The 20,685-nt window shown below is 68.7% G+C and carries 18 protein-coding genes; 14 read left to right on the top strand and 4 right to left on the bottom strand.

All coding sequences use genetic code 11. The annotated features are described in order from the left end of the window. Positions 1–4 precede the first annotated feature (4 nt). The 8 genes from H3H55_RS26265 (at position 5) to H3H55_RS26230 (ending at position 8,480) form a co-directional block, all read left to right on the top strand. Positions 5–700 carry an ABC transporter permease gene (locus H3H55_RS26265; protein ID WP_129517082.1) on the top strand — a complete coding sequence of 232 codons (696 nt, stop codon included), beginning with the start codon at positions 5–7 and terminating at the stop codon, positions 698–700. Positions 701–753: 53 nt separating this feature from the next. Next, a complete protein-coding gene (locus H3H55_RS26260; RefSeq protein WP_193100829.1) occupies positions 754–1,947 on the top strand; it encodes a pyridoxal phosphate-dependent aminotransferase in 1,194 nt (397 codons plus the stop codon). Between the two features lie 41 nt (positions 1,948–1,988). Beyond that, on the top strand, positions 1,989–2,999 hold the full coding sequence (locus tag H3H55_RS26255; RefSeq protein ID WP_193100828.1) for a succinylglutamate desuccinylase/aspartoacylase family protein: 1,011 nt from the start codon (positions 1,989–1,991) through the stop codon (positions 2,997–2,999). A 393-nt stretch (positions 3,000–3,392) separates the two neighbouring features. Further along, a complete protein-coding gene (locus tag H3H55_RS26250) occupies positions 3,393–5,777 on the top strand; it encodes an MCP four helix bundle domain-containing protein (protein ID WP_193100827.1) in 2,385 nt (794 codons plus the stop codon). A gap of 10 nt (positions 5,778–5,787) precedes the next feature. Beyond that, positions 5,788–6,528: a methyl-accepting chemotaxis protein gene (locus tag H3H55_RS26245; protein WP_413463992.1), complete on the top strand. Its 741-nt coding sequence runs from the start codon at positions 5,788–5,790 to the stop codon at positions 6,526–6,528. Next, the gene (locus tag H3H55_RS26240; RefSeq protein ID WP_193100825.1) at positions 6,525–7,103 is read left to right on the top strand and encodes a hypothetical protein; all 579 of its coding nucleotides are present in this window, start codon (positions 6,525–6,527) and stop codon (positions 7,101–7,103) included. Before H3H55_RS26245 ends, H3H55_RS26240 begins: the two co-directional genes overlap by 4 nt. Positions 7,104–7,125: 22 nt before the next feature. Beyond that, on the top strand, positions 7,126–8,085 hold the full coding sequence (locus H3H55_RS26235) for a chemotaxis protein CheX (protein WP_129517088.1): 960 nt from the start codon (positions 7,126–7,128) through the stop codon (positions 8,083–8,085). Positions 8,086–8,114: 29 nt separating this feature from the next. Next, positions 8,115–8,480 carry a response regulator gene (locus H3H55_RS26230; RefSeq protein WP_006486240.1) on the top strand — a complete coding sequence of 122 codons (366 nt, stop codon included), beginning with the start codon at positions 8,115–8,117 and terminating at the stop codon, positions 8,478–8,480. Positions 8,481–8,520: 40 nt separating this feature from the next. Here H3H55_RS26230 and H3H55_RS26225 read toward each other — a convergent pair whose 3' ends face one another. Continuing rightward, on the bottom strand, positions 8,521–9,042 hold the full coding sequence (locus tag H3H55_RS26225) for a DMT family transporter (protein ID WP_193100824.1): 522 nt from the start codon (positions 9,040–9,042) through the stop codon (positions 8,521–8,523). A gap of 90 nt (positions 9,043–9,132) precedes the next feature. Between H3H55_RS26225 and H3H55_RS26220 the strand changes: the two genes are divergently transcribed. Both H3H55_RS26220 and H3H55_RS26215 read left to right on the top strand, forming a co-directional pair. Next, a complete protein-coding gene (locus H3H55_RS26220; protein ID WP_193100823.1) occupies positions 9,133–10,038 on the top strand; it encodes a LysR family transcriptional regulator in 906 nt (301 codons plus the stop codon). A 132-nt stretch (positions 10,039–10,170) separates the two neighbouring features. After that, positions 10,171–10,644 (top strand): DUF3592 domain-containing protein, encoded by a 474-nt coding sequence (locus tag H3H55_RS26215; protein WP_193100822.1) that lies wholly within the window; start codon positions 10,171–10,173, stop codon positions 10,642–10,644. 16 nt (positions 10,645–10,660) lie between these two features. Here the strand turns inward: H3H55_RS26215 and H3H55_RS26210 are convergent, their stop codons facing one another. Further along, positions 10,661–11,542 carry a LysR family transcriptional regulator gene (locus H3H55_RS26210; RefSeq protein WP_193102159.1) on the bottom strand — a complete coding sequence of 294 codons (882 nt, stop codon included), beginning with the start codon at positions 11,540–11,542 and terminating at the stop codon, positions 10,661–10,663. Between the two features lie 132 nt (positions 11,543–11,674). On the opposite strand from H3H55_RS26210, the gene H3H55_RS26205 reads away from it, so the two are divergent. Both H3H55_RS26205 and H3H55_RS26200 read left to right on the top strand, forming a co-directional pair. Next, positions 11,675–13,108 carry an MFS transporter gene (locus H3H55_RS26205; protein WP_193100821.1) on the top strand — a complete coding sequence of 478 codons (1,434 nt, stop codon included), beginning with the start codon at positions 11,675–11,677 and terminating at the stop codon, positions 13,106–13,108. A 163-nt stretch (positions 13,109–13,271) separates the two neighbouring features. After that, the gene (locus tag H3H55_RS26200) at positions 13,272–14,066 is read left to right on the top strand and encodes an enoyl-CoA hydratase (protein ID WP_193100820.1); all 795 of its coding nucleotides are present in this window, start codon (positions 13,272–13,274) and stop codon (positions 14,064–14,066) included. A 162-nt stretch (positions 14,067–14,228) separates the two neighbouring features. On the opposite strand, the gene alr is transcribed toward H3H55_RS26200, so the two are convergent. Then, complete coding sequence (alr, locus tag H3H55_RS26195; protein WP_193100819.1) at positions 14,229–15,350, bottom strand: alanine racemase; 1,122 nt, start codon at positions 15,348–15,350, stop codon at positions 14,229–14,231. A gap of 302 nt (positions 15,351–15,652) precedes the next feature. On the opposite strand from alr, the gene H3H55_RS26190 reads away from it, so the two are divergent. Continuing rightward, positions 15,653–16,024, top strand: a complete 372-nt coding sequence (locus H3H55_RS26190; RefSeq protein ID WP_048246366.1) for an MAPEG family protein — start codon at positions 15,653–15,655, stop codon at positions 16,022–16,024. A gap of 53 nt (positions 16,025–16,077) precedes the next feature. Here H3H55_RS26190 and H3H55_RS26185 read toward each other — a convergent pair whose 3' ends face one another. Continuing rightward, the gene (locus tag H3H55_RS26185; protein WP_193100818.1) at positions 16,078–17,025 is read right to left on the bottom strand and encodes a LysR family transcriptional regulator; all 948 of its coding nucleotides are present in this window, start codon (positions 17,023–17,025) and stop codon (positions 16,078–16,080) included. 120 nt (positions 17,026–17,145) lie between these two features. Between H3H55_RS26185 and H3H55_RS26180 the strand changes: the two genes are divergently transcribed. Further along, positions 17,146–20,685 (top strand): ATP-binding cassette domain-containing protein, encoded by a 3,540-nt coding sequence (locus H3H55_RS26180; protein ID WP_193100817.1) that lies wholly within the window; start codon positions 17,146–17,148, stop codon positions 20,683–20,685.

Raw genomic sequence — 20,685 nt, 5'->3', positions numbered from 1 at the left:
CGTCATGGATCTGAGCGTACTGTCTTCCTACGGATCGCTGCTGCTGCTCGGCGTGCTGACCACCGTCAAGCTGCTCGTCATCTCGGCCGTATTCGGCTTCGGGCTCGCGATCGCCGTCGCGTTCGCGCGGCTGTCGCCGAACCCGATCATCGCGCGCGTCAGCAAGGGTTTCACCGAGGTGATACGCGGCACGCCGCTGCTCGTGCAGATCTACCTGATCTACTATGGCGTCGGCTCGTTGTTCGCGGGCTGGCCCGCGCTGCGCGACAGCGTGTTCTGGCCGTTCCTGCGCGACGGCTTCTGGTATGTCGCGTTCGCGCTCGTGATCAGCGTCGGCGCGTATGTCGGCGAGGTGCTGCGTGCCGGCCTGCGCGGCGTGCCGAAGGGCGAGATCGAGGCCGCGCGCGCGATGGGGATGCGCCCGTCGATGATCGCGCGCCGCGTCTGGCTGCCGCGCGCGATCCAGATCCTGCTGCCGACGCTGGCCGGCGAGACCGTGATGCTGCTGAAATCGACGGCGCTCGCATCGACGGTCGCGGTGATGGACGTGCTCGGTGCCGCGAACTACATCCGCGCGCAGACGCTGCGGACCTACGAGCCGCTGCTGGCGATCGCGGTGATCTACGTCGTGCTCGCGTTCGTGATCGAGCGCGCGTTCGGCCGGCTCGAGCGGCGCGTGCCCGTGCGCATGCCGCGCTGAATGAACCCACTGACGGCGCGGCAGCCGGACGGACGCCGCGCGATGGAGGACGCATGAACTATTCGAAGCTGGTCGATCGCCTGCAGGGCAAGCGCACGACCGCATGGGACATTCACTACGCGGCGCAGCAGGCGGTTGCCGCCGGCGAGCCGGCGATCATCCTGAGCGTCGGCGATCCCGATTTCGCGACGCCCGACGTGATCGTCGAGCGTGCAGTCGCCGCGCTGCGCGGCGGCGACACGCACTACAGCGAAGTGCGCGGCCGCGCCGAACTGCGCACGGCGATCGCGCGCGAGCACACGAAAGCGTCGGGGCAGGCGGTCGGTGCCGAGCATGTGATCGTGACGGCCGGCGCGCAGAACGCGCTGTTCGCGATGGCGATGTGCCTGTGCGAGGCGGGCGACGAGGTGATCGTGCCGGAGCCGATGTATCTCACCTACGAGGCGAGCGTGCGCGCGTCGGGCGCGACGCTCGTGCCGGTGCGGGTCGATGCGTCGCGCGGTTTCCATCTCGACTTCGCCGCGCTCGAAGCGGCCGTGACGCCGCGCACCAAAGCGATTTTCTTTGCGACGCCCTGCAACCCGACCGGCGTCGTGATGCCGCGCGCGGACCTCGAACGGATCGCGCGGCTCGCCTGCGAGCGCGATCTGTGGGTCGTGTCCGACGAGGTATATGCGGCGCTGACGTTCGAGCGCGAGATGGTCAGCATCGCGTCGCTGCCGGGGATGGCCGAGCGCACGGTGACGCTCGGCAGCCTGTCGAAATCGCATGCGATGCCGGGCTGGCGGGTCGGCTGGGCGATCGGCCCGACCGAGCTGATCGAGCATGCTGAGCGGCTCGCGCTGTGCATGCTGTACGGGCTGCCGGGCTTCATCCAGCAGGCGGCCGTTACCGCGCTCGACAACCGGGCCGCGATCGTCGCGGACATGCGCGAACTCTACCGGCGCCGCCGCGATCTCGCGTACGCGCGCCTGCGCGACGTGCCGGGGCTGCGCTGCCTGCTGCCGGAAGCGGGGATGTTCATGATGGTCGACGTGCGCGGCACCGGGCTGGATGCGCATGCGTTCACGTGGGGGCTGTTCCGCGCGAAGCAGGTCGCGCTGCTCGACGCGAGCGCGTTCGGCGACACCGCGTCGGGTTTCGTGCGCTTCGGTTTCGTCGTCGACGATGCGCGGCTGACCGACGCGTGCGAGCGCATCGCAGCGTTCGTCGCAAGCCTTGGCGCTGGTTCGCATGCGTCGTCGTGAATCGTCATGCATGATGCATCGGTCCTGAAGGAGAAAAGACGATGATCGAAACGCTGAACTGGCAGGTGCCGGGCGACAACGGGCAGCCGCTCGCGATCCGCGCGTGGCGCCTGTCGTCCGGTGACGGGCCGCGTGTGCACCTGCAGGCCGGCGTGCATGCGGACGAGATCGCGGGCATGCTCGTGCTGCACCGGCTGCTGCCGCAACTGTGCGCGGCGCACGATCGCGGCGTGCTGCGCGGCGCGGTGACGGTCGTGCCGCAGGCCAACCCGCTCGGGCTCGCACAGTTCCGGCAGGGGCGGCTGCTGGGCCGCTTCCACGAAACGACGCACCGCAATTTCAACCGGCATTTCCACGAATCGGCGGCCACGCGCCGGCCCGCGACGACGTTCGCCGCGTGGCAGCGCACGCTGCTTGCCGCCGCGTGCGACGCCGATATCGTGCTCGACCTCCATACCGATTCCGAGGCGCTGCCGTACGTGTACCTGCATCGCGACCTGTGGCCGGCCGGCCGCGATCTCGCCGCGGCGCTGGGCGCCGATGTCGCGATCCTGTGGGACGAGGACGACGACGGTGCGTTCGAAGGCGCCGTCGCCGCGCACTGGGCGCGCAGCGGTGGCTTAAGCGACCGGCTCGTCGCGACCGTCGAGCTGCGCGGGCAGTCCGACGTGTCGGATGCACTCGCCGAGCGCGACGCCGACGGCGTGCTCGCGTTCCTGCGCGGCCGCGGCGTGATCGCGGAATCGCCCGGCGCGCCCGACTGGCACGGCGAAGCCGTACCGATCGCGCACATGGAAACGCTGATCGCGCCCGTGTCGGGCGTGCTCGTCTACGAACGCGAACTCGGCGCGACGGTCGAGGCCGGCGAGCGCGTCGCGCGGATCGTCGCGCATCCGGGTGTGCCCGGCAGCGAGCATGTGCTGGTCGCGCCGCAGGCCGGGCGCATCGTCACGCGCAACCGCGAGCGGCTGGTCGCGCAGGGCGACGTCGCGCTGAAGCTGACGGGTTCGCGGCCGTCGGCCGGCTGGTCGGGCGGCGCGCTCGATCCGTGAACGACGACGCGGGCCGGCGCGGGCCCGCGCACCGCATGCGATATTTTTCGAATCAAGGGACGGAAACGAATCGACTCGCGCGATAATGCGCAAACGTTTTACCGATCATCAATGAAATTGAATCGGCGGAATCCGAATAAAACAATGAATATCCGCTATGCCGCCGATTCGTCACACGCCGCAGCCGTTTTGGCGCGGGTGCCCGGTAGTTAACGGCCGATCCGCGAAAAACTTTAGGGTTTTTCCGCCGCAATTAATCATTTCAATTTCCTCAATGACCGATTGAATTACGGTCATCGGACAGTCATACACCATCCCCGATAATTCGGCGCTCACATTCTTTCAATAGACCAAAGGGCGATCGAAGCCGGATCGCTGCGGGGAGCTGTACTCATGACCATCCGTCATCGCATTACGCTGCTAGTCGTCCTGACCTTCTTCGCGCTGTCCGCGATCGGCATCTATGCCGTGTACCAGACACGCAAGAGCGCGTCCGAGGTGCGTCAGGTCACCCAGGGAATCGTGCCGAGCGCGCTCGCGTCGGCGGATCTCGTCGCCGACGTGAAGAACATCCAGATCGCGACGATGACGCTCGTCTACGCGCCCGACGCGAACACCGCCGCGCAGGCGCGCGACGAGCTGAAGGCAAAGCAGGCCGCGCTGCGCGCCGCGCTCGACGTGCAGGCGAAATCGGCGGTCGGCCGCGCGCAGGAGGGCCTCGTCACGCAGGCGAAGGACAGCGTCGCGAACTATTTCGCGGCGATCGACGACACCGTGAAGATGAAGACGGACGGCAAGCCCGAAATGGCGCAGGCCTACCTGTTCGCGAACGTCGCGCAGTATCGCGACGAACTCGAAAGCATCGTCGATACGCTGCGCGTCGAGAAGAACCGCCAGAAGGACGACGCGATCAGCGCGCTGAACGGGATGCTCGCGACGACGGCGACCGCGATCGCGGGTGTCGCCGGCACGGTGATCGTGCTGCTGACCGCGCTCGGCTTCGTGCTGTATCGCCAGATCACGCGCCCGCTGATCCGGATGCAGACGATGATGAGCGAGATCGCGACGAGCCAGGATTTCACGCGCCGCGTGCCGGTGGGCCGGATGGACGAAATCGGTCATTCGATCGTCGCGTTCAACGGGATGATCGAGAAGATCCAGGAGAACGCCGCGCAGCTCAAGCAGAAGACGGCCGACATCCAGGCGATGCTGCAGAACATGCAGCAGGGGATCCTGACCGTCGTCGAAGGCGGCGTCGTGCATGCGGAGTATTCGGCGTACCTCGAAACCATCTTCGAGACGAGCGACATCGCCGGCCGCGACCTGATGGCGCTCGTGTTCGACGATTCGGGGATCGGCTCCGACGCGCGTTCGCAGGTCGATGCGGCCGTGCACGCATGCCTGGGCGAAGACAGCATGAACTTCGAGTTCAATGCGCACCTGCTCGTCAACGAAGTCGCGAAGCGGATGCCGGACGGCCGCGAGAAGTGGCTCGACCTGAGCTGGTCGGCGATCACCGACGAGACCGACACGGTCGTGCGTCTGATGCTGTGCGTGCGCGACGTGACGGAGATTCGCGAGCTGACCGCACAGGCCGGCGAGCAGCAGCGCCGCCTCGAGATGATCGGCGAGATTTTGTCGATCAGCCAGGACAAGTTCCACGACTTCGTGCACAGCGCGAAGGGCTTCCTCAGCGAGAACGAGCGGATGATCCGCCAGCACGAGCGCGTCGATCACTCGATCGTCGCGGCGCTGTTCCGCAATATGCACACGATCAAGGGCAACGCGCGCACGTACAGCCTCCAGCATCTGACCAACATCGTTCATGAAGCGGAGCAGGCGTACGAATCGCTGCGCCGCGCGGACGGCGGCCCCGAGTGGAACCGCGACGCGCTGATGGACGACCTGGCCCGCGTGCGCGAGGCGGTCGAACATTACGCGACGATCAACGCGGTGACGCTCGGCCGCAGCGGCGAACCGGCGCAGGGCGGGGCCGATTACCTGATGGTCGAACGCGCGCATATCAGCGAGAGCCTGCGCGTGCTCGACGGCGCCGATCCGGCGAACGCGGCCGACTGGCACGCGGCGCGTGATTCCGTGCGCCGCATGCTGAGCCAGCTCGGCACGCAGGGCATCGGCGACGCGCTCGGCGGCGTGATCGAGTCGCTGCCGTCGCTCGCGGCCGAACTCGGCAAGCCGGCACCCGTCGTGCATATCGACAGCCACGGCCATCGCGTGCGCAGCGAAATCGGCGCGACGCTGAAGAACGTGTTCATGCACCTGCTGCGCAATTCGATCGATCACGGCATCGAATCGTCCGACGAGCGGCGTGCGGTCGGCAAGGCGGCGTCCGGCACGATCGACATCGCGGTCGGCGTGGGCCGCGACGAGCTGTGGTTCGTGCTCAGCGACGACGGCCGCGGCCTCGCGCTCGACCGGATTCGCGGCATCGCGCTCGAGCGTGGGTGGATCGATGCGGACAACGACGCGGCGCTGTCCGACGAAGATGTGGCCGAACTGATCTTCCGGCCGGGCTTCTCGACCGCGCACACGGTGACCGAAGTGTCGGGGCGCGGCGTCGGCATGGACGCGGTGCGCAACTTCCTGAAGCGCGACGGCGGCGATATCGCGCTGCGCTTCACCGACGATCATGTCGGCGCACCGTATCGCGCGTTCGAGACGATCGTGTCGCTGCCGGCGCGCTTCGCGGCGGACGGCGCCGGTCACGACGCCGTGCACGAGCGCGCACGCATCGCGGATATCGGCACGGCGGAGTGACGAAGTGATCGTGCAGGCGTGGATGATTCAGGTTGCCGCCGCGCTGGCGGGCGGCGTTGTCGTCGCGGTGGTGGCGGCGGTCGTGTTTCGCGTGATGCGCGGGCGGCTCGTCGCGGCGATGGAACACGAAACGGATGTATTGCGCGGCGCGCTCGAAGCAGCCGACGCGCGCGCCGACCAGGCGGCGTCCGCGCATGCGGAAGCGGCCGATGCATGGACGCAGCGCGAGGCCGAACTCGAGGATGCGCTGGCGCGTGAGGCGTCCGCGACCGGCGCGCAGCGCGACGCGCTGCAGGCGCTGTCGACGGACCGCGCCGCGCTCGCGCAGCAGGCGATGAAGATCGCCGACGAAGCCGCGCGCCTGCGCGGGCTCGCCGGCACGTTCGAGCGCTGGCACGAGCAGATGATCTCGCTGACCACGCAGAACCAGGACATGCGCGCGAAGAACCAGGAACTGTCGGCGATCGTCGCGCATGTGTCGATCGTGTCGCTGAACGCGTCGATCGAGGCCGCGCGTGCCGGCACGGCCGGGCGCGGCTTCTCGATCGTCGCGAGCGAGGTGCGCGGGCTGGCCGCGCGCTCGCAGCAACTGTCGAACAGCTATCGCGACAGCCTGAACCGCAACGATCTCGTGACGGCCGCGACGTTCCAGGACATCCAGGCCGGCGGCAAGATGATCACGGCCGCGCTCGCGACCGTCGAGACGCTCGCCGGGCAGCTGCACACGCGAATCGAAGGAGAGGCGGCGTGATCAGCGCGCAGGCCAGGGCCGGCTTCGAGCGGATCTTTTTCGACGCGGCGCGTACGCGGCTCGCGTCCGGCGGCACGTGCGACATCCGGCCGTCCGCGGCCGACGCGCACGAGCACGAGCCTGCGCGTGCCGCGTCGCGATCGAGGCCGAAGGTGCCGGAGCACGTTGCGGTGCTGACGATATCCGCGCTGCATTTCCGCTTGCTGCTCGCGTTGCGCTTCAGCGACGACGATGCGACGCGCCGCCATTTCGCCGGCGCGACGGCGGGCACGAGCGGCCAGCGGCCGCTGACCGAAGCGTTCATGGAAGTCGCGAACCTGTGCTGCGGCGCGATCAACCAGGCGCTGACCGTGCCGTTTCCCGATCTCGGGATGTCGACGCCTTACCTGCTGAGCGGCGCGAGCATCGACTACCTGCCCGCGCTCGCGCCCAATCACGTGGCCGCATACGACCTGACGCTCGACGGCGACGTGCGGGTCGGCGCGACGCTGTGCGTGTGCGCGAACGCGCCGGTCGATTTCCACATGCCGGACACGGCCACCGTGGACACCGGCGGCGAGCTCGAACTCTTCTGACCGACCATTAGGAACCCTTGACATGACCGTCGACCAACCCGTCAGCAAGGTGCTCGTGCTCGATGACAGCCGCACGCACGCCGATGCGATCAAGCGCTTCTGCGACGAGCACAACCTGGTCTGCCTGACCGTGCGGCGCAACCGGCTGCTGAAGGTGCTGCGCTCGAACATCGATCTCGGTGCGATCCTGCTGGCCGAGGATTACGGCGGCTCGCCAGCCGAGAGCGCGATCATCGCGACGCAGATCGACGCGCTGCGGCCCGAGCTGCCGATCATCCTGCGCCGCGAATCGCTCGCGTCGCGCGACGGGCTGCCCGAAGCGCTCGCGCGGGTGGCGTGCGCGGCCTACGCCGCGGACGACATGACGCCGCTCAAGCGCGCGATCGACGAATACCTGTTCGGCCGCGACTACCCGAATGCGCTCGTGCGCGGCATCTCGGAGATCACCGAGGCGCGTATCGACAGCCTGTTTCCGGGCATGGCGATCGAGCACGACACGCCGTGCATCGTCCGCGACCAGATCATCTTCGGCGAAGTGTTCAGCCTGATCGCGCTCGAAAGCGCGTGGTGCCGCGGCTACATGCTGCTGCAGACGAGCGAGCAGCCGCTGCTCGACATGCTCGGCGGCACGCGCGACGACGGACGCGCGCCCGATTTCCGCGACGTGAACAGCGTGCTCGGCGAGCTGACCAACCTCGTGTGGGGCGCGTTCAAGAACCGCTATCTCGGCGACGCCGAGGCACTCGCGCGCCATCCGGTGCAGGTGCCGCTCGTCGTCAATCACAAGCAGAAGTTCATTTCGTTCGGCGGAGACTGTCCGCAGCTCTGTTTCAAGTACCGGATGACCGACCCGGCATCGGGGCGCTCCGTCTGTCTCGACCAGCGTTTCGTGTTCAGCCTCAGCTGGTCGCCGGAGGATTTCCGCGAATCGGTGCAGGACGTGGGGCCGATGGTCGAATCGGGCGAACTCGAACTGTTTTGAAGTCAGCAACAAGGAAAGGGGAATACGGCATGGCAAAGATTCTGGTGGTCGACGATTCGGGCACGGTGCGCGACGAGGTCGCGGGCTTCCTGCGCAATCACGGGCTCGACGTCGCGACGGCGGTCGACGGCAAGGACGGGCTCGCGAAGCTCAAGGCGACGCCCGGCGTGCGCCTCGTGATCAGCGACGTGAACATGCCGAACATGGACGGCCTGACGATGGTCGAGAAGATCCGCGGCGAACTCGCGAACACGGCGGTCAACGTCGTGATGCTGACGACCGAAAGCAGCCCGGCGATGAAGGAGCGCGGCAAGGCTGCCGGCGTGAAGGGCTGGATCGTGAAGCCGTTCAAGGGCGATGCGGTGCTCGACGCGCTGAAGAAGCTCGCGGGCTGACGCGCGCTTCGCGAGTGCGGGCCGGATTCCGGTTGCGCATTCAACGCAGCGGCTCGGGTTGCGCGGCCGCCGCGTCGCCTGATGCAACCGGCGCGGGCGTCTGCCATTGAACGACGATCATCCCCGCGAAGATCAGCGCGACGCCCGCGATGCGGCCAGGCGTCGCGAGCCGCTGCGGCAGGCCCATCAGCCCGTGATGGTCGATCAGCAGCGACGCGAGCATCTGCCCGGCGACGACGCAGACGATGAAGGTCGTCGTGCCGAGCCGCGGCGTCAGGATCAGCGCGAGCGTGATGTAGATCACGCCCGCGAGGCCGCCGAGCCATATCCACAGCGGGCGCTGCAGCGCGTCGCCGACGAGCGGTGCGTTCGCGCGCATTGCCAGCAGCACCGGCAGCACCACCAGCAGGCTGACCGTCAGCGACGCGACGCTCGCCCACAGCGGGTGGCCGAGCGCGCGCCCGAGCGCGGCATTGCTGCCGCCTTGCAGCGGCACGAGCGCGCCGGCAACGAACGCCGCGGCGGCGAGCGAAAGGGTGGTGAGGGAAAGCGAAGTCGTCATCTGGGTCGGTCATGAAAGGGTGTCGAAATGATTGTCATCCATTAAGATGGCGAATGGAAATTCGTCTTTCGGATGCTTCATATTCGTGTCATGAATAATCTGGCTCGTATCGACCTGAACCTGCTCGTCACGCTGCATGCGTTGCTGAGCGAACGTCACATCTCGCGCGCCGCGGTCCGGCTGCACAAGAGCCAGCCGGCCGTGAGCCACGCGCTCGCGCGGCTGCGCGAGATCTTCGGCGATCCGCTGCTGGTGCGGCGCGCGGGGCGGCTCGACCTGACCGCGCGCGCGAACGAACTGATTGAACCGCTGAACGACGTGCTCGTGCGGCTCGGCGCGCTGATCGAGCCGGCCGCGTTCGACCCGTCCGCGACCACACGCGTGTTTCGCATCGCGATGTCCGACTACGGCGCGCGCATCGTGCTGCCGGCGCTCGTGAAGACGTTGCGCGCCGATGCGCCGGGCATCGAGCTGATCGTGTCGCAGGCCACGCGCGAGGCGATGCGGATGCAGCTGATGGACGGCGAGGTCGATCTCGCGCTCGGCGTGCTGCCCGCGCTGCAGCGCGAACTGCATGCGCAGCCGCTGTTCGTCGAATCGTTCGCATGCGTGGCCGACGCGAGCCGCTTGCCGCGCCGCGGCGAACTCGCGCTCGACGCGTGGCTCGCGCGGCCGCATGCGCTGGTCGCGATGCGCGACGGCATGGACAACGAGGTCGATCGCGCGCTCGCGCGGTTGCGGCACGAGCGGCATATCGCGGTGATCCTGCCGTTCTGGGGCGTCGCGAACGATCTGATTGCCGGCACCGATCTCGTGCTGACCGTCGCACGCCGCAACCTCGACCGTGTGCGCGACGACCCGCGCCTGCGCGTGTTCGAACCGCCGTTCCCGATCGATTCGTTCGAGTTCGCGCAACACTGGCATGCACGCCGGCACGGCGATGCCGCGCATGTGTGGCTGCGGCAGACGATCGCGCGCGTCGCGAGCGGCGAGTAGCGGCGGGTAGCGGGGGAGGCGGCGCAATTTACAGTGCCCCGAGATGCTCGTATCCTGCCGGATGCCGAGGGCGGCGTGCGTGCGCGTCATGCGCATCACGCCCGGCATCCACCACAATCAGGAACGGGACAGATGCCAGTGAAAATCGATCAGGCACCGCTCGCCCGCACCGCCGCGCAGCGCATGGAGCTGTTGATCGCGAAGGGCGTCGTGTTCACGGTGGTGGGCACGTGCATGCTGATCGGCGACGTCATGTACGCGCAGTCGACGCGCGAGTTCCTGCGGACATCGGTGGTCGTGCCGGGTCACGTCATCAAGCTGAACGCGGGGCCGCATCATCCGGAGATCGCATTCACGACGCTCGCGGGCGAACAGGTCGAATACCCGCAGGGCGGCGACGTCAGCGTGCAGGACGGCGCGACGGTCGAGGTGCGCTACGCGCCGGACGCACCCAGGACGAGCGCGCGAATGAATACGTTCGGCGCGATCTGGGGCACGGTGCTGACCCTCGGCGGGATGGGCGCCGTGTTTTTCCTCTGCGGTATCGGGCAGCTGTGGTCGGGCGTGCGCGCATGGCGCGGCGGGCGGAACCCGGTCGCGCGCTGAATCGGTAGCCCGTTCGTTACCGGCCCGAGGGCGCGGCGGTCGCGAATTCGTCGACGACGGCTTCGATCACGGCCTGCACGCGTGCGGTCTTGTAGAGATCGGCATGCGCGACGAGCCACACGTCGAAATGATTGCATCGTCGCGGCATGAGGCGCACCAGTTCCGGCTCGGCTTCGGCGCGGAAGCACGGCAGTTCCGCGATGCCGAGGCCCGCGAGCGCGGCCTCGACCAGCATCATCGTCGACGATGTCTGGAACATCACGCGGCCGCGCGACGTCGATTCGCCGCACAGCGCATCCCACATCGTCGGCACCACCGGCTGCTGGTACATCACCAGATCGTGTCCTTCGAACGCACTGCCCGCGGCAGGTTCGCCACGCTCGGCCAGGTAGCGGCGCGAGGCGTAGATGCCCGTTTCGAGATGCCCGAGCCGCCGGACGATCAGGTCCGGCGATTCCGGCCGCAACGTGCGAATCGCGAGATCCGCTTCGCGGCGCGTGAGATTGGCGATTTCCGCCGACGTCACGCACACGACGTCGATACCGGCATGCCTGCGCCGCAAGCGGGCGATCGCGGGAATGACGAAACGCTTGCCGAGCGTGTCGGTCGTCGCGATGCGCACGGACCCGGCAAGCTGCTCGTCGAGCCCCATGACGCGTCGCTCGATGGTAAGCGACGCCCGTTCCATCGTTTCGGCGGGTTCGAGCAGCGCTTCGCCGGCGGTCGTCAGCACGTAGAGGGCCGGCGTTCGGAGAAACAGGCGGGCCGAGAGTTCGTCCTCGAGCGCGGCGATTCGACGCCCCACCGTCGCCTGATCGACGTTCAGTTGTGCCGCGGCGCCGCGCAGCGTGCCGGTGCGCGCAAGGGCCAGGAAGAAGCGGGCGTTGTCCCAGTTCATGCGGGTCGGCAGCGTCATCGGGCAGGGTGGTGACGGGCGTGGTGATGCACATCTGCATCGGGCAAAAGCGAAATTATCACTTTTCTGCATCGTGCGCCGTTTCTAGACTCTCGAAATCTGCCCGGAGGTTTCATGCCCGATTGCACGCCCGTTTCCGTTCCCGTTCCCGTATCCGTGACGCCAGCGTGCCGCTCGACGGCCCGCGAACGCCGCCTCACGCTTGCGATCGTCGCGATCGGCATGTTCATGGCCGTGCTCGATACGACGATCGTCAACGTTGCGCTGCCGGCGATGCGCGCAAGCCTCGGCGCGACGGTCGCCGGGCTCGCATGGATCGTCGATGCGTACACGCTCAGTTTCGCCGCGTTGATCCTTGCGGGCGGCGTCCTGTCCGACCGGTTCGGTGCGAAGCACGCCTATCTCGCCGGCCTCGCGCTCTTCATCGGCGCGTCGGCGGGATGCGGGTTCGCGTCGTCCGTGACCGTGCTCGTCGCCGCGCGATTCGTGCAGGGCGTGGGCGCGGCGCTCTTTCTGCCCGCGTCGCTGGCGATCGTGCGCAACACCTTCGATGTGCCGGCCGAGCGGGCGCGGGCGATCGCCGTCTGGGCGGGTATCGCATCCGTCGCCGCGTCGGTGGGGCCGGTGCTGGGCGGCGTGCTGGTGGAGGATTTCGGCTGGCGCAGCGCGTTCCTCGTCAACGTGCCGACCGGCGCGCTGGCGCTGGCCGGGGCGGCGGCGCTGGTTCGCGCGTCGGCCAGGCGTGACGCGCGGCGCTTCGACTGGGCCGGCCAGTTCGCCAGCGCAACGGCGCTCGGCGCGCTGTGCTTTGCCGCAATCGAGCTGCCGACGCGTGGTCCGGGCGCGGCTGAAGTCCTCGCCGCACTTCTGGTTGCCGCGCTCGCCGCCGCCGTGCTGATCGTCGTCGAGCGGCGCACCGCCGATCCGATGGTGCCGCTCGTGTGGTTTCGTAATCGCGTGTTCATTGCGATGAACGTGATGGGCACCCTCGTCTATGTCGGCTATTTCGGGTTGCTGTTCATCCTGAGCCTGTACCTGCACGGCAACCTCGGGCTGAATGCGCGGCAGACGGGGCTGATGCTGTTGCCGCTCGCATTGAGCCTGTCGCTCGGCAACCTGTTGTCGGGCAAGCTGCTCGGGCGGGCAAGCGCGACGCAGCTGATGGCCGGCGGCCTTTTCCTCGCGACGTGTGCGGTTCCGGCGCTCGCGGCCGCGCTGACGATGCACGCGCCGTGGCCCGCGGCGTGGGCGGCGATGGCGGCATTCGGCACCGGGACCGCGTTGTCCGTGGCGCCGATGATCGCGACCGTGCTCGAACAGGTGCCGGCGGATGCGGCGGGTGTCGCATCGGGATTTCTCAATGCGGCAAGGCAGGCAGGGAGCCTGCTCGGCGTCGCAATCGCTGGCGCCGCGACGATGCTGTTGCCGAATCTGATGGCGGCGCTGCGGGCGGTCGCGGTGCTCGGCTTTGCCACGTATGCAGCGGCGGTGCTGGTCGCGCTGATCGCAGGCGCGAGCATGGGGAAGCTTGCGCAGCGGCACCCGTAACGCGCGCAAGCCGAGGCGCCGCCGTGCGGCGGTGCGCAGGCATGCTGGCCGTCCCGGCTGGACGTCGCGCGCAATGTGGAGGACGATTCGTGATCATGTCAGTCGCGAACGCGGGCGCGTGCCGCCCGTGTGCGCCCGATCGAAACCCGTCGAGCGGAACATCATGGAACCCGATCAAGAGACTGCCGAGCCGATCCTGTTGCGCGAGTCGCACGACGGCGTCGTCACGCTGCGGCTGAACCGGCCGCAGCAGTTCAACGCATTGTCCGAAGCGATGCTCGCGAGCCTGCACGATGCGTTCGATACGCTGGCGGCCGATCCGCATGTGCGCTGCGTCGTGCTGGCCGCGCAAGGCAAGGCGTTCTGCGCGGGCCACGACCTGCGGCAGATGCGCGGCAAACCGGACCTCGATTACTACCGCACGCTGTTCGCGCAATGCAGCCGCGTGATGCTGGCGATGCGCGCATTGCCGGTGCCGGTGATCGCGCGTGTGCAGGGCATCGCGACGGCGGCCGGCTGCCAGCTCGTCGCCGCGTGCGATCTCGCCATCGCGGCCGACACCGCGCGCTTCGCGGTATCGGGCATCAACGTCGGGCTGTTCTGTTCGACGCCGGCCGTCGCATTGAGCCGCAACGTCACGGCGAAGCGCGCGTTCGACATGCTCGTGACCGGGCGTTTCGTCGATGCGGCGACGGCCGCCGCGTGGGGGCTCGTCAACGAGGCCGTGCCCGAAGACGCGCTCGACGCGGCCGTCGCGCGCAAGGTCGCGGAGATCGTCGCGAAGAGCCCGGCCGCGGTGCGAGTCGGCAAGCAGATGTTCTACCGCCAGCGCGAGTTGCCGCTCGACGAAGCCTATGCGTACGCGGGCGACGTGATGGCGTGCAACATGATGGAAGAGGATGCCGGTGAAGGGATCGATGCGTTTCTCGAGAAGCGCAAGCCGACGTGGCGCTCGTAGCACGTCGCTGAACGGGCGCGTCGAGCGGAGCGGGCGGGCCGTTGCCGACGCGTTTTCTTCAGTTCGAATTTTCCGTCCGCCGCAACGCAAACTGGCCGCCCGAGGCGGCCCGCAAGTGGCGCGGGATGCGCAACGATGCGGCAGCGCATCGCCGCATTCACCTCAACGTCCGTAGCTCCCGGTCCGCAGCGCCGGCTGCGCGGTCGATGCGCCGGGCGGCACGATCACGACCGGCACGCGGCGCGCGAGCGCACACATCAACTCGTAGCCGATCGTGCCGCTGGCCTCCGCGACGTCGTCCACTTTCACCCGGTCGCCCCACAGCTCGACGGCCGACCCGATGCCCGCGTTCGGGCACGGCGTCAGGTCGACGGTCAGCATGTCCATCGACACGCGGCCGACGACGCGCGTCATCACGCCGTCCACCGCGATCGGCGTACCGGTCGGCGCGTGGCGCGGATAACCGTCCGCGTAGCCGCATGCGACGACGCCGATCCGCATCGGCCGATCGGCCGTGAAGCGGCGGCCGTAGCCGACGGTTTCTTCCGGCGACAGCGTCTGCACGCCGATGATCTTGCTCGTCAGCGTCATCGAGGCCATCAGCGGCGTATCGGCGATATGCCGCGACGCGCCCGTCGGCGATGCGCCGTACAGGATCGTGCCGGGCCGCACCCAGTCGCGGTGCGCGCGCGGATGCCACAGAACGGCCGCCGAATTCGACACCGAGCGCTCGCCCGGAATCCCCGCCGTGGTCGCATCGAACTGTTCGAGCTGCCAGTCGACCTCGCCTTCGTCGGCGTTCGCGAAATGCATCATCAGCGTGATCTTGCCGATCGACGGCGCGCTCGCCGCGCGTTCCCACGCGGCGCGGAAGGCAGCAGGCCGATAGCCGAGCCGGTTCATCCCGGAGTTCATCTTGAGCTGGATGTCGATCGGCTGCCGCGGCTTCGCGGCGATCAGCAGGTCGAGCTGCTCGTCGCAGTGCACGGCCACCGTCAGCCGGTGGTGATCGGCCAGCTCGATGTCGGCCGGTTCGAAGATCCCTTCGAGCAGCAGCACGGGCTTGTCCCAGCCGAGTTCGCGCACGCGCACGGCTTCGTCGAGATCGAGCAGCGCGATGCCGTCAGCGGCCGCGAGGCCCGGGTAGATTCGCTCGATGCCATGGCCGTAGGCGTTGGCCTTGATCACGGCCCACACGCGCGATTGCGCGGCGGTGCGGCGGATGAAGTCGAGGTTGTGACGGACGGCGTCGGGGCGGATGTGGGCGACGATGGGACGGGGCATGGCGATGGCTCGGGTCGGATGTCGTTCGGCGCGCGGCGGCGCGATAGGGGGCGGCAGGCCGGCGCGGTAGCGCGCCAAGCCAGTGTTGAGCGCTATCTTATTGGTGTTCGGCCAGTTTTAATTAACGTATTTGTCGACGATTTGGTGGAAATTTAGGTGGCGAACCAGGCCGACCAAGGCGGTCGGCGGCATGCGCGGCCGAGTCTCCCGTCTAGAAAATCGGTGCGCGAACGGCGCGGCGCAATGCTAAGCTCTCGACGATCTTGTCATTGAACAATGTAATCATAAAGGAGGAGACTTTGATGACGACGTCCCAGCTGTGCCTGTTCATCGTGGCGCTGTTGCCGTTCCCGCTGACGTTCCTGGCGAAGGCCCGCAAGGGTTACGACAACCGTACGCCGCGCGACTACCTGGCGAAACTCGAAGGCTGGCGCGCACGGGCGCAGGCCGCGCACCAGAACGCGTGGGAAGCGCTCGCGCTGTTCACGGCCGCGCTGGTCGTCGCGTGGCACAACGGCGCGAATGCGCACCACGTCGACCAGCTCGCGATGGGTTTCGTCGCGATTCGCGTCGTCTATACGCTGATGTACCTGCTGAACTGGGCGTCGCTGCGTTCGCTCGTGTGGTTCGCCGGGATGGCGTGCGTCGTCGCGCTGTTCTTCGCCACGCCGTGACGGGCCGGTGAGCAGGCGAGGCCGGCTTTGCGTGCCGGCTCTAAGCTGTGCCCTTAAGCACCGCCCGCGCCCCGCGCGTGACTGTCGTTGGATGCGGGCGCAACGATCTTCGCGGTGAACGGCGGCGCATCCGCCTCGCGGCGCAGGAACGCGATCAACGGATCGAGCAGCCGGTGCCGCGTCGAAGGATGGCGGCGCAACACGAAACGCCATGAAGCGTCGCGTTCGAGGCCCTGAATCAGCGGCACCAGACGGCCGCTGCGCAGTTCGGGCTCGATGAGCGGCACGCGGCCGAGCGCGATGCCCGCACCGCCGACCGCCGCGCCGATCACCTGACTGAAACTGCTGTAGCGGACGATCTTCGTCTCGAAGTCGTCCGGCAGCCCGAATTCCGAAGCCCAGTTGCGCCAGTCGATCTCGGGGCTGTCCTCGTGCATCTCCTGCAGCAGCCGCGACACGCACACGTGCCCCGACGCGTACGGATACAGCTCGGGGCTGCATACCGGAAACACCGTCTCCCGCATCAGCACGTCGTCGTCGGCCCGCAGCCGATGCGCGGGCACGTGCACGATCGCCAGATCGACGCCGCTGCGCGCGAAATCCGGTTCGTCGTCGAGCACGACGGCATGCAGCGGCGTGTCCGGATGAAGCGACGAGAATTCCGCGAGACGGCGCGCAAGCCACATCGACGAAAACGGCGCGTTGGCGGACACCGTCAAGCGTTGCGCGGTGCCGCGAATCTCGCCGCAGGCGTCGGTCAGGCGCGTCAGTGCGTCGCTGACGGCCGGCAGCAGGCGTGCGCCGGCCGGCGTGAGACTGATGCCGCCGAGCCCCGTGCTGCGTTCGAGCAGCCGCGCACCGAGCGATTCCTCAAGCGCGCGGATCTGGTGGCTGACCGCGCTCGTCGATACGTTCAGCTCGGCCGCCGCGCGCGCAAACCCGCCGAGGCGGACAGCCGCCTCGAACGCTCGCAGTGCGCTAAGGGGAGGAAGGTGCGACATGCGGGGTATTGTAGTTGACTCAACACCCGTTGAAAAATCATCTTTTGCCGCGCACGGGCGGCGCGGGTAGCCTCGATCCGGTCAAGAAAAACCGTACTAAAACACCGACTGGAGGGCTTCATGTATTTCGACCGACGACTATGGGCAATGATGGCGGGACTACGCTGGCGAGTGGCCGCGGCCGTCGCGCTCGGGCTGCTCGCGATGGGTGTCGGCATCCTCCGTTTCGTGTTTCTCGGCCGCGTGCTGGCGCTGGTCTTTTCCGGCGCGCCGACACGCAGCATCGCCGAAGCCGTCGTTGCAACGGCGGCCTGCGTGCTGTTGCGCGCGTGGCTCGACCATCGCCGCACCGTGCTCGCGCAACACACGGCGGGCCGTGTGCAGACCACGCTGCGCGCACGGCTGTTCGACCGGATCGCCGCGCTCGGCCCCGCATGGTTCAGCGGCGAGCGCACCGGCGGCGTGATGCTGGCCGTCGTCGACGGCGTCGAGCAGTTGCAAACCTTCTTCGGCGTCTACCTGCCGCAGCTCGTGATCGCCGCGTGCGCGCCGGTCATGATCTTCGCGGTGCTCGCATGGTGGGACGTGCCGACGGCCGCGATCCTGCTGGTCGCGGCACTCGTCACGCTCGCGCTGCCGCAGCTCGTGCATCGCGCCGACCGGCGCGCGGCGCTCGCACGCTCGGCCGCATTCAAGGCATTCGGCGAGGAGTTTCTCGATGCGGTGCAGGGCCTGCCGACGCTGAAGGCGTTCGGGCAGAGCACCGCGTTCGGCGCGAAGCTGGCGGCGAAGGCGCGCGCGCTGTCCGACAGCACGTTCTGGGTGCTCGCGCTGGGGCTGCTGACGCGGCTCTTCACCGATCTCGGCACCGGCCTCGGCGCGGCCGCGGCGATCGCGGTCGGCGCGTGGCGCGTGCGGCACGGCGACATGAGCCTCGAGGCGCTGCTGATCGTGCTGATGGCCGGCAGCGAAATCTTCCGGCCGCTGCGCGACCTGCGCTCGGTATTGCACCAGGGGATGATCGGCCAGTCGGCCGCGAATGCGATCCACGCGCTGCTCGACGCGGGCAGCCACGCGCCGGCCGCCGACGCGCCGCGCGTGACGGGCCTGCGGCCGGAGATCGTATTCGACGGCGTCAGCTTTGCGTATCCGGGGCGTCGCGCGGATGCGCACGCGGCGCTGAGCTTTTCGGTTCGCGAAGGCGAGACGGTGGCGATCGTCGGCCCGAGCGGTGCGGGCAAGTCGACCATCGTGCGCCTGCTGCTGCGCCAGCACGATGCGCAGGGCGGCGCGATCCGCATTGGCGGTCACGACGTGCGCGTGCTCGACGCCGGCCAGGTGCGCGAGATGATCGCGGTTGTCGCGCAGGATGCGACGCTGTTCGACGGCAGCGTCGCCGACAACCTGCGGCTCGGCCGCCCCGACGCGAGCGACGCGGACATGATCGCGGCCGCGCGCGCCGCCAACGCACACGATTTCATCTCGGCGCTGCCCGACGGCTACGCGACGCGCATCGGCGAACGCGGGCTGATGCTGTCGGGCGGCCAGCGCCAGCGCATCGCGATTGCCCGCGCGCTGCTGCGCGATGCGCCGATCCTGCTGCTCGACGAGGCGCTGTCGTCGGTCGACGCGGAGAACGAAGCGCTGATCCAGCAGGCGCTCGACCGGCTCACACGCGGGCGGACGACGCTCGTGCTCGCGCACCGGCTGTCCAGCGTGATCGGCGCCGATCGTATCCTGGTGCTCGACCAGGGGCAGGTGGTCGACGAGGGCACGCACGCGGCGATGATCGCGCGCGACGGCCCGTATCGGCGGCTGATGGGGCCGCAACTGGAAGCGGTCGCCGAATCCGTCGGCGCGGCGGCGACGGCCGGCGCCACCGCGCGCGCGTCGTCGGGCCCGCAGGTGCGGCCGCTGAACGACGACGCGGCGACGATCGGCTGGCCGGAAACCTTGCAGACGCTGCTGCGCTTCGTGCGTCCGTGGAAGGGCAAGGTCGTGCTGACCGTGCTGTTCGGGATCGGCCGCGTGCTCGCGTTCATCGGCGTCGGCGTGATCGGCGCGATGGTGGTCGGCGCGGTGTCGGCCGGTCATCCGAGCCCCACGCTCGTCGCGGCGCTGCTCGTCATCGCGCCGGTGGCGGCCGTGCTGCACTGGCTCGAATCGTGGCTCGCGCACGACATGGCGTACCGGCTGCTCGCGGAAATGCGCATCGCGCTGTTCGCGACGCTCGAACGCCTCGCGCCGGCCGGGCTGCTGCGCCGCCGCTCCGGCGATCTCGTGTCGCTCGCGACGCAGGACGTGGAGACGGTCGAGTATTTCTACGCGCACACGCTGGCACCCGCGTTCGTCGCGGTGCTCGTGCCGGCCGCCGTGCTGGTGCTGCTGGCGGCGGTCGCGTGGCCGCTCGCGCTCGTGTTGCTGCCGTTCCTGCTGTGGGCCGGGCTGGCGCCCGTGCTGGCCCGGCGCGACGTCGACCGGCTCGGCACCGGCGCGCGCGAAGCGCTCGGCCAGCTGGGCGCACACCTGACCGAAACGATCCAGGGGCTCGCGGAACTGACCGCGTTCCAGGCGATCGCGCGCCGGCGCGAAGCGTTCGTCGCGGAGGCCGATGCGTACCGCAGGCAGCGCGCGAAGCTGCTCGACGACCTGTCGGCGCAAAGCGCCGCGCTGGAAATCGCGAGCGGGCTCGGCGGGCTGGCGGTGGCGGCACTCGGCGCGCTGCTGTGTGCGCGCGGCTGGTTTCCGCGCGAGTCGTTGCCGCTGCTGGTGCTGGTTGCCGTCGCCGCGTTCATGCCGGTTGCGGAGATCGGCCAGGTCGCGCGCCAGCTGGCCGACACGATCGCGTCGACGCGCCGCTTGCGCGCGCTGGAGAAGGAACCCGTGACCGTGACGGACGGCGCGCAGGCGATGCCCGGCAATCCGGCGGTGCGTTTCGAGAACGCGCGTTTTACGTATCCGGGCCGCAGCGTGCCCGCGATCGACCGCGTGAGCTTCGAGGTGCCGCCCGGCAGCACGGTCGCGCTGGTCGGCGCGTCGGGCGCCGGCAAGTCGACGGTCGCGAGCCTGTTGCTGCGCTTCTGGGATCCGCAGCAGGGCCGCGTGACGCTCGGCGGCGTCGACCTGCGCGACCTGCGGCTCGACGACCTGCGGCAGCACATCGCGCTGGTCGCGCAGGATACCTACCTGTTCAACGACACGCTCGAAGCGAACATCCGGCTCGCCGCGAACGACGCATCTGACGCGGACGTGCAGCGTGCGATCGACCAGGCGGCGCTCGGCGAATTCGTCGCGCGTCTGCCGGACGGGCTCGCGACGCGCGTCGGCGAGCGCGGCGTGCAGCTGTCGGGCGGCCAGCGCCAGCGTGTTGCGATCGCGCGTGCGTTCCTGAAGGATGCGCCGGTGCTGATCCTCGACGAGGCGACGTCCCACCTCGACACGATCAGCGAGCAGCAGATCCGCGCGGCGCTGGAAGACCTGATGACGCAACGCACGTCGATCATCATCGCGCACCGGTTGTCGACCGTGCGTAATGCCGACCTGATCCTCGTGATCGAGCAGGGCAGCGTCATCGAGGCCGGGCGTCATGCGGAACTGCTGGCGCGGCAGGGCGCGTATGCGCGGCTCGTGTCGCATCAGGCGAGCGGGGTGGCGGCGTGA

It is taken from the genome of Burkholderia sp. Z1 (genome assembly GCF_014893795.1).
Classification (GTDB): domain Bacteria; phylum Pseudomonadota; class Gammaproteobacteria; order Burkholderiales; family Burkholderiaceae; genus Burkholderia; species Burkholderia theae.
The sequence above is the reverse complement of the archived record's forward strand: the minus strand, read 5'-3'. Positions and strand labels throughout refer to the sequence as shown.

Excerpts from the sequence above, each read along its gene's own strand:
- alr (WP_193100819.1), bottom strand. The coding sequence starts at position 15,350 with ATGCCCCGTCCCATCGTCGCCCACATCCGCCCCGACGCCGTCCGTCAC.
- H3H55_RS26220 (WP_193100823.1), top strand. The coding sequence starts at position 9,133 with ATGAATAATCTGGCTCGTATCGACCTGAACCTGCTCGTCACGCTGCAT.
- H3H55_RS26260 (WP_193100829.1), top strand. The coding sequence starts at position 754 with ATGAACTATTCGAAGCTGGTCGATCGCCTGCAGGGCAAGCGCACGACC.
- H3H55_RS26190 (WP_048246366.1), top strand. The coding sequence starts at position 15,653 with ATGACGACGTCCCAGCTGTGCCTGTTCATCGTGGCGCTGTTGCCGTTC.
- H3H55_RS26265 (WP_129517082.1), top strand. The coding sequence starts at position 5 with ATGGATCTGAGCGTACTGTCTTCCTACGGATCGCTGCTGCTGCTCGGC.
- H3H55_RS26230 (WP_006486240.1), top strand. The coding sequence starts at position 8,115 with ATGGCAAAGATTCTGGTGGTCGACGATTCGGGCACGGTGCGCGACGAG.
- H3H55_RS26255 (WP_193100828.1), top strand. The coding sequence starts at position 1,989 with ATGATCGAAACGCTGAACTGGCAGGTGCCGGGCGACAACGGGCAGCCG.
- H3H55_RS26185 (WP_193100818.1), bottom strand. The coding sequence starts at position 17,025 with ATGTCGCACCTTCCTCCCCTTAGCGCACTGCGAGCGTTCGAGGCGGCT.
- H3H55_RS26215 (WP_193100822.1), top strand. The coding sequence starts at position 10,171 with ATGCCAGTGAAAATCGATCAGGCACCGCTCGCCCGCACCGCCGCGCAG.
- H3H55_RS26225 (WP_193100824.1), bottom strand. The coding sequence starts at position 9,042 with ATGACGACTTCGCTTTCCCTCACCACCCTTTCGCTCGCCGCCGCGGCG.
- H3H55_RS26250 (WP_193100827.1), top strand. The coding sequence starts at position 3,393 with ATGACCATCCGTCATCGCATTACGCTGCTAGTCGTCCTGACCTTCTTC.
- H3H55_RS26200 (WP_193100820.1), top strand. The coding sequence starts at position 13,272 with ATGGAACCCGATCAAGAGACTGCCGAGCCGATCCTGTTGCGCGAGTCG.
- H3H55_RS26235 (WP_129517088.1), top strand. The coding sequence starts at position 7,126 with ATGACCGTCGACCAACCCGTCAGCAAGGTGCTCGTGCTCGATGACAGC.
- H3H55_RS26205 (WP_193100821.1), top strand. The coding sequence starts at position 11,675 with ATGCCCGATTGCACGCCCGTTTCCGTTCCCGTTCCCGTATCCGTGACG.
- H3H55_RS26180 (WP_193100817.1), top strand. The coding sequence starts at position 17,146 with ATGTATTTCGACCGACGACTATGGGCAATGATGGCGGGACTACGCTGG.
- H3H55_RS26210 (WP_193102159.1), bottom strand. The coding sequence starts at position 11,542 with ATGAACTGGGACAACGCCCGCTTCTTCCTGGCCCTTGCGCGCACCGGC.